Annotated in this window: 1 protein-coding gene; it reads right to left on the reverse strand. The window is 76.3% G+C overall.

All coding sequences use genetic code 11. The features are described 5' to 3' along the window. Nucleotides 1-359 (reverse strand): KR domain-containing protein (locus G3I65_RS48975; RefSeq protein WP_160702452.1); only part of this gene is annotated, 359 nt, incomplete at both ends.

Here is a 359-nt window from a genome sequence, read left to right on the forward strand (position 1 = left end):
CCGAGCCGCTGGGCGAACGGCGGGCCGGCGGGCTCTTCCGATGCCGTTTCGGCGGTACGGCGAGCCGGGGCCCGCACCAGCGACGCGAACAGCGGCGGCAAGCCGGATTGCGCGGCCAGCGCGGCGGTGTCGAGTTGCAGCGGCAGCAGCACCGGTTCGGGCCGCGCGGCGGCGACGTCGAACAGGTCCAGACCGCTTTCGGCGGTGAACGGGACGAACGCGGACCGCTCCAGCTTCGCCCGTCCGGCGTCGCCGAGCATGCCGTCGGTGGCCCAGGGACCCCAGGCCAGCGAACCGGCGGGCAGGCTGCGGGCCGCGCGGTACTGCGCGAGCGCGTCGAGGAACGCGTTGGCCGCGGC

The sequence above is a fragment of the Amycolatopsis sp. SID8362 genome (assembly GCF_010550475.1).
GTDB classification, from domain to species: Bacteria; Actinomycetota; Actinomycetes; order Mycobacteriales; family Pseudonocardiaceae; genus Amycolatopsis; species Amycolatopsis eburnea.